General features: G+C 43.4%; 5 protein-coding genes. 3 read left to right on the top strand and 2 right to left on the bottom strand.

All coding sequences use genetic code 11. The annotated features are described in order from the left end of the window. Positions 1 to 470: 470 nt before the first annotated feature. The gene (locus tag QTN94_RS16890; RefSeq protein WP_138972751.1) at positions 471 to 797 is read left to right on the top strand and encodes a hypothetical protein; all 327 of its coding nucleotides are present in this window, start codon (positions 471 to 473) and stop codon (positions 795 to 797) included. 125 nt (positions 798 to 922) lie between these two features. Here the strand turns inward: QTN94_RS16890 and QTN94_RS16885 are convergent, their stop codons facing one another. Then, complete coding sequence (locus QTN94_RS16885; RefSeq protein WP_331428323.1) at positions 923 to 3,520, bottom strand: ExeM/NucH family extracellular endonuclease; 2,598 nt, start codon at positions 3,518 to 3,520, stop codon at positions 923 to 925. A 347-nt stretch (positions 3,521 to 3,867) separates the two neighbouring features. Further along, positions 3,868 to 4,383: an FxsA family protein gene (locus QTN94_RS16880; RefSeq protein WP_331428322.1), complete on the bottom strand. Its 516-nt coding sequence runs from the start codon at positions 4,381 to 4,383 to the stop codon at positions 3,868 to 3,870. Positions 4,384 to 4,711: 328 nt separating this feature from the next. On the opposite strand from QTN94_RS16880, the gene aspA reads away from it, so the two are divergent. Both aspA and QTN94_RS16870 read left to right on the top strand, forming a co-directional pair. After that, positions 4,712 to 6,163, top strand: coding sequence for an aspartate ammonia-lyase (gene aspA, locus QTN94_RS16875; RefSeq protein ID WP_138972748.1), 1,452 nt, complete (start codon positions 4,712 to 4,714; stop codon positions 6,161 to 6,163). Positions 6,164 to 6,315: 152 nt separating this feature from the next. Then, positions 6,316 to 7,623: an anaerobic C4-dicarboxylate transporter gene (locus tag QTN94_RS16870; RefSeq protein ID WP_138972747.1), complete on the top strand. Its 1,308-nt coding sequence runs from the start codon at positions 6,316 to 6,318 to the stop codon at positions 7,621 to 7,623. Positions 7,624 to 7,673 lie beyond the last annotated feature (50 nt).

Below are 7,673 nucleotides of genomic sequence, written 5' to 3'. Positions count from 1 at the left end.
CTTTCTAGGTCAGGAATGCAAGCACCTTCCACCAAAAGAAATAGTTGCTCTGATTTTGACAATTCAAATAACGGTTTCATTGCGTATTACTATGGCTGACGTAGATAATATCTTCTGTATTAAACCGAGAATAACGACCGTTCAATAAGCAAGCAATGGCACAATGAAAAATTACTCATTTTCTGACTTAAAAAGAAAAACTAGGCAAAAAATGTCGAAGTAAGATCACTTTTTCTCTATCTATGCGAGCGAGAGAAGATTTGAGCCGTTCTTGAACCATTTCCAATGTCACTTTTTCAGGAGGTCGAGAAATTGCTTTTCCTAATTAACAGCTTTTCCTAATTGGCAATAAATCGTATTTGGACAAAAGTTTTAGGTGTACTGCTCTAAACCGTTTCGTTCAGATTAGAAAAAGTACCTTTAAACCTTAAACGCTTGTATTTTTTAAGGCACTACAACTGGAGGTCACAATGAAATACATAACACTTCTATTACTTGTAATGTTAAATTCGACGTTTTCATATGCAATAGATGATTTTTATCTAATTAGAGATGTTGAGGTCGAGCTATCAGGGGACACTATAAAGGTCTCGTCTGAACTTGGGGGAAGCATAAACTGTGAAGGAGAAAATGGTGTTGGCGCGTGGATATTAAAAAGTAACAGTGAAGTCTATGATATGGCTAAGTCACTAATTCTTAGTGCATTTATCGCTGAAATACCTGTAATGATTGATTCAAGTTGCGATGAGGAAGGTATTAGGGTGATTGACAATATAATCGCAACAAAACGCGAGTAAAAACCGTCATTCAGGAAATCATAAGTGCAGAATAAAGCTAATAGAATGAAATTGATTCAGAAAATAGAACACCGCCACATCATTCATAGTGTGGCGGTGTTCTTTTTGACTAAAGCTAAGGCCTATTACTTACGACGACGCCATAGAGCTAGACCAAACAGTGACATCATGGCGCCAAAGCCAAATGAACCTGCCATGTTAAGTTCCAGGACCGCAGGATCGTGGTCAGAAGAACGGAAGTGGTCTTTGTACTTAGGTAGATCACCTTTGAATTCATCGTTGTAGTCAAACAATGTCGACTCACCACCATTGATGTGCCAATCAGTGGCATCAACAAAATGCTTCTCTAGACTTGAACTGATTAATAGGTGATCCAGTGCACCAACCTCATCATTGAACGAGTAACTCCAGCTTTTTGGATGTGCTTTTGCTACCGCATTAATGTAACCGTAGTTGTGTGAAATCAACGCACCTTCATCGCCGTATTGCACTTCACCATTAATGTAAGTGTTACGTGCTGCTTTGATGGTCTTAGCGTATTTCTCTTCACTGTAGTCAGTCAGAACCAGCATTGGATCTTCCATACCGTAAGAGTTCATATCGCCAAGAATAACTTTGTGACCATCAATTTTGCTCAGTGCATCGCCAAGAGCAACAGCCGCAGCAACACGGAAGTTCTCACATGAGCCTTGCTTATCTAGATCTTGACCGCCCTGACCACCTTGTTCTACTGGCGCTGCATCTTCCCAGCACTTAGAACCTTTTGACTTAAGGTGGTTAATAGCAACAGTGATCTGCTCTTTGGTACCTTTGACTTTAAAGGTAGGTGCCAATGAATCACGCTGGTAGTTCTTACCATCTTCAATCACTTTACCTTTATCATCCACGACTTCTGGAGCTTGTTGGCTTGGCATGGCAATAACTCGAGATTCTTGCAGCTTAACCACTTTTGGACGGTAAATAACCCCTGTGGTAATGACATCTGTACCGATGTAATCATTTTCATCCGTCACCTTGTCGCCATTTGAATCTATAGCAACAATAGCGTAACGATCTTTCTTCTTCTCGATACGAGCATTCAATTGATCAACCAACTGACGGATCGCACCGCTGTCACCAAAACCGTTATTCTCAATTTCCATTAAGCCAACGATATCAGCATCAAGACGCAAGATAGCATTCACAATTTTCGCTTGTTGAACTTCAAATTCTTCGTAATTGTTCGCACCACGGCTATCGCCATGCGGGTTGGTATTACCACCGAATGGTGAGTTGAAGTAGTTCAATACGTTGAAAGTCGCGATGCGTAGGTCGCCCTCTTTCATCTCAATGTCTTGAGTTCGCGGGTCATTACGTACAAAGCTTTCACTTGTTAGAGTATTGGTTGGAATCAGACGGTAATCGCCGTAACTGTAGGTAATCACACCTTCTAGACCAACAATCGTATCATCGATACGGATGTAATCTTCCGTTGAACCATCTTGATCTACATCTGTACGACCAAAGTCTGGGTAATATGGGATTGAGCCATTTGGCGCTTTAGCGTCAGACTCAACAAATAGACGACGCTCCGCGTTCTCGATACTTTGCTGTTTCGCTTCTTCTGAACCCGCGGCAAAGTTCTGGTTAGGCTGCATGCTAATGCGGCCTTGAGCGAGAACCATGTTGTTGCGACGCGCTGCATAGTCATAACCGAAAGTACGAGTGACTCGCATATCCAACGCTTCCGTTGTTCTAACTAGCATGCCCTCGTAGCGTTCAAGAGTGCGATCAAAGTTAGCGTCAGTGGCAAGGATTTCGATATCCGTTGCACTCGGAGCTGCTTGCTCACCCTGCTTAACCCAGTTGTTGTTTTCCGCTTTTAGCTGCGTATGGTTGTAGTACTCTTGTACTTTGCCTTTTACACACACGATATCGCCAGCCTGAAGTTCCGAGCTTGACTGGTTAGTATGTACAAATAGTCCTTCTGACGTTTCAGGGTTGTAATCATCGGTCAGAGCTTGAAGGTAGAAACCTTTAGTTAGCCCTGTCGTCACTGCACTCACAACACCTTTAACAAAGAACTCTTGGTCGGTGATGTATGGATAGCCACTAATGAATGGAGAGGTATCACCTTCGCCTTGTATCTCTTGGATAGAAGTAAAGATTGGCTCAGCACCGTCTTGAGTACAAGCAAACGGCTGTGGAGCCGTACCGCCATCAAGAACACCTAAACCTTGAATACTGTCTTTCGGTAGTGATGACCATTGAGAAGCGTCATAAGTAGAAGATGGCGTCATCGCATCCGAATTACGTACTAAGGTGATGTCTGTTGCGAAAGAACTGCCACCCATCACTCCAAGTACATCATGTGCCACACCATCTTTGAGTAGCGCAACAGGATCGTTACCATTAAAGCTCATAACTGAGCCATTTAGGATATCGGCAACGGCTTTGATCTCATTACTCGCGCTGGTATTCGCGACAACCAAAACACTTTGCGCCTCTAATACACGACCACTTAATGACAACTTACTGCCCCAATCACCGACACCATTATTGATTTTCGCCAGTTCATAGCCATCCAGAGAAACCGAACTATCACCCGTATTGGCAATTTCGATCGCTTTGTTGTTGCTGCCACCTTCGACATACTGAGAAATAATTACGTCAGCCATTGCTGGAGACGAGAGAGCACCTGCTACCACTGCTGCAAGTAGCGTTGGAGTAAATTTTTGTTTCATGTTATCCACCATGCATCGCTTCCAATGTCGAACAACAACGAGAAAGCGTGTTCCAAATCACTATTTGTGTGACTACCTATTAATAAACCATGTCCAGTGTTGTCCTTTTTTATGAAACAAAAAATTACATTCAATGACAGTGAGATGCTGATCTCATAGATGTGATGAATAATTGAAGCACAGTCAAACTTTCAACAAAACGGGATAACAGAAGTTTCATTTTTGAGATTAGAGCACTGAATTAATTAAGCTTTCGCTAATTAATAGAATAAAAGCTCTAGTCAGCAGTGTCTTTTATGTGTATTAAAAAAGGCGCTATACAGCGCCTTTTGGAGAAGGTATTAAAGCTATTTCAGCCTGTTATGTTCGTCATCATCCTTACGTTCATACTCGCCCTCAAATGTCGAGCCTTGGCTTTGATCATGTCGATAGGAGGTATCGTGATTGAAAGGGTTCTGTCCAAACTGATCGCCGTGAAAACTGCCATGGAATCCACCGCCTACAGATTTAACCACCATTTTACTCATCAGATATTTAGCGATTGCAGACCTAGGCGCTGGTAATAGAACAAGCATCCCCAATGCATCAGTCATAAAGCCAGGTGTTAACAGCAACACACCCGCAACCGCTAACATCACCCCTTCAAAGATCTGCTGTGCAGGGAGTTCGCCCTGCTGAAGGCGATGTTGTACCGACATTAAAGTCTGAATACCCTGACTGCGTACCAAAGATGCACCGACAAATGCAGTGATCAGCACCAAGACAATGGTTGGCCACAAACCTAGGTAACCACCCACTTGAATAAATAGGCCTATTTCAATAATAGGTACGAAGATAAACAGCAATAATAAGATAGGAAACACACGCCCTCCTTTGTTCGCTTCAGTGTACGTGTTCAGCAGGGTGAGCTCAAATTAAAGCAGTAAAAAAACGTGACAAGAATGTGATAAAAAACTCAATAAGACACTACCACTAAAGGGCTATTAATACCCTGTTCATATCTTGCAAAACTTTAACTAAACAAAAGCAAAAAAGGTGATCAAGTTACTATTTTTAAATGCTAGGTACAGTATCATGTGCCACATAAGTCAGGACGGATTATACAGCCAAAAACTCTGCCGAACGGATTCCTTAACTACAGAATGGCTAGAATTGAACTTAATTATCAGAATAAATCTCTAAGGATCCTGTATGGCTACCCTAACTGATGCCCCAAAAAAGGCGAACCAAGCAACTCGTATTGAAGAAGACCTACTAGGTGAACGTCACGTTCCTGCTGACGCTTACTACGGTATCCACACTCTTCGCGCTATCGAAAACTTCAACATTTCAAGTACCACGATCTCAGATGTACCTGAGTTTGTTCGCGGTATGGTAATGACGAAAAAAGCGGCTGCACTTGCGAACAAAGAGCTGGGTGCTATTCCTAAAGACGTTGCAAACTACATTCTTGAAGCGTGTGATTTGATCCTTGAAACAGGTAAGTGCATGGATCAGTTCCCATCAGACGTATTCCAGGGTGGCGCTGGTACTTCAGTAAACATGAACACCAACGAAGTCATCGCGAACGTTGCACTAGAACTTATGGGCAAGGAAAAAGGCCAATATGAGTTCATCAACCCGAATGATCACGTAAACAAGAGCCAATCAACTAACTGTGCCTACCCTACCGGTTTCCGCATTGCGGTTTACAACAGCGTACACCAGTTGATGGAAGCGATTGAGTACCTAAAAGGTGCATTCGAACTTAAAGCACAAGAATTCAAAAACATACTGAAGATGGGTCGTACTCAGCTTCAAGATGCGGTTCCTATGACAGTAGGCCAAGAATTCCATGCGTGGGCAGTAACGCTAAACGAAGAAATTCGTGCCCTAGATTACACATCTAAGCTGCTGCTAGAAATTAACCTTGGTGCGACAGCGATCGGTACTGGTCTGAATGCTCCAACAGGTTACCAAGCTCTAGCGGTAAAACACCTAGCCGAAGTAACTGGTCTTGAAGTCGTTCCTGCTGAAGACTTAATTGAAGCGACTTCTGACTGTGGTGCCTACGTAATGACACACGGTGCACTTAAACGTCTAGCGGTGAAACTATCGAAGATCTGTAACGACCTTCGTCTGCTTTCTTCTGGTCCACGTGCAGGTCTAAACGAACTGAACCTTCCTGAAATGCAAGCTGGTTCTTCAATCATGCCAGCTAAAGTAAACCCAGTTATCCCAGAAGTAGTAAACCAAGTTTGCTTTAAAGTTCTAGGTAACGACAACACGGTTTCTTTTGCAGCAGAAGGTGGTCAGCTACAGCTAAACGTTATGGAACCAGTGATTGCACAAAGTGTATTTGAGTCTATCTCTCTACTACACAATGCCTGTGTCAACCTACGTGATAAGTGTATCGATGGTATTACTGTGAACAAAGAAGTTTGCGAAAACTACGTTTACAACTCAATTGGTATCGTGACTTACCTAAACCCATACATTGGCCACCATGAAGGCGATATCGTCGGTAAGATCTGTGCAGAAACAGGTAAGAGTGTTCGTGAAGTTGTCCTTGAACGAGGTCTACTCACTGCGGAAGAACTGGACGATATTCTTTCTGTTGAAAACTTTATGCACCCAACGTATAAAGCCAAACGCTACGAATAATCACCGCAAGAAAGGGCTCCCAAGGAGCCCTTTTTTGGACTTTCATACGTTAACCACACAATACGCAAGGTTTTCCATTCCTATTATCTAACCACTTAGACACTGAGTCGTTAGGTAATTCGAATTATCATTTACATTTAAGAGGTATCAATATGGTGGCAGTCGAACTGTTTGTCGTTCTGCTCTTTATCTATTTAGGAGCAAGAATTGGCGGTATCGGAATTGGTTTAGCGGGTGGTGCAGGTGTTATTGCACTCTCTCTAGTGCTTGGCGTACCAACCAGCCAAGCGTTTATTCCGGTCGATGTTATTCTCATCATCATGTCTGTAATCACAGCAATTGCCGCAATGCAAGTTGCCGGTGGTATGGACTGGCTAGTGCAAGTGGCAGAAAACTTTTTGCGTAAACACCCTGAGCGCATCACCTTTTATGCGCCAATTGTAACTTTCGTCATGACGCTAATGGCAGGTACGGGACATACTGCGTTCTCAACACTGCCTGTTATTGCTGAAGTTGCTAAAGGTCAAGGTGTACGTCCTTCTCGTCCTCTATCTATCGCGGTTGTTGCTTCTCAGATTGCTATCACTGCTTCGCCAATCTCTGCAGCTGTTGTGGCATTCGCGGCTATGCTAGCGCCTATGGGTGTTGATTACCTGACGCTACTGGCTGTATGTATTCCAACAACATTCCTTGCTTGTATGATTGGTGCATTCGTCGCGAACTTCATGGGTAGTGAACTTAAAGATGACCCAATTTATCAAGAACGTCTTGAAAAAGGTCTGATCAAGCTATCAACTGAAACCCAACGTGAAATCTTACCAACGGCAAAAACAGCCACTTACATCTTCCTTGCTGCAATTGGCTTTGTGGTTTGTTATGCCGCTGCAATCTCTGGTTCAATTGGTCTGATCAAAGACCCGGCTCTGGGCCGTAACGAAGCGATCATGACAGTGATGTTGGCAGCAGCAGCAGCAATCGTACTTATTACCAAAATTGATGCATCTAAGATCCCATCAGCGGCAACATTCCGTTCAGGTATGACTGCATGTGTCTGTGTTTTAGGTGTTGCATGGCTTGGTTCAACGTTTGTCAACGCGCACGTTGCAGGCATTAAAGAGGTGGCCGGTGAATTGCTTGCTGATTACCCATGGATGCTAGCAATGGTACTGTTCTTTGCTTCAATGCTGCTGTACTCACAAGGTGCAACTACCGTAGCTCTAATGCCTGCGGCACTTGCTATTGGTGTTGCTCCGCTAACGGCAGTGGCTTCGTTCGCTGCAGTGAGTGCACTGTTCGTTCTGCCTACCTACCCTACTCTGCTTGCAGCGGTAGAGATGGACGATACAGGTTCAACACGCATTGGCAAATACGTATTTAACCACCCATTCTTTATCCCTGGTGTGGTGACTATTGCATCAGCGGTTGCTCTTGGCTTTACATTCGGTGGTTTATTCATTTAATAAACACGACGATTAAAAAGGGAGCTTCGGCTCCCTTTTTTATTTTGTTT

The organism is Vibrio sp. M250220, from assembly GCF_036533795.1.
GTDB lineage: Bacteria > Pseudomonadota > Gammaproteobacteria > Enterobacterales > Vibrionaceae > Vibrio.
Note: the sequence above shows the minus strand (reverse complement) of the source record. Positions and strands in the feature narration are given on the sequence as shown.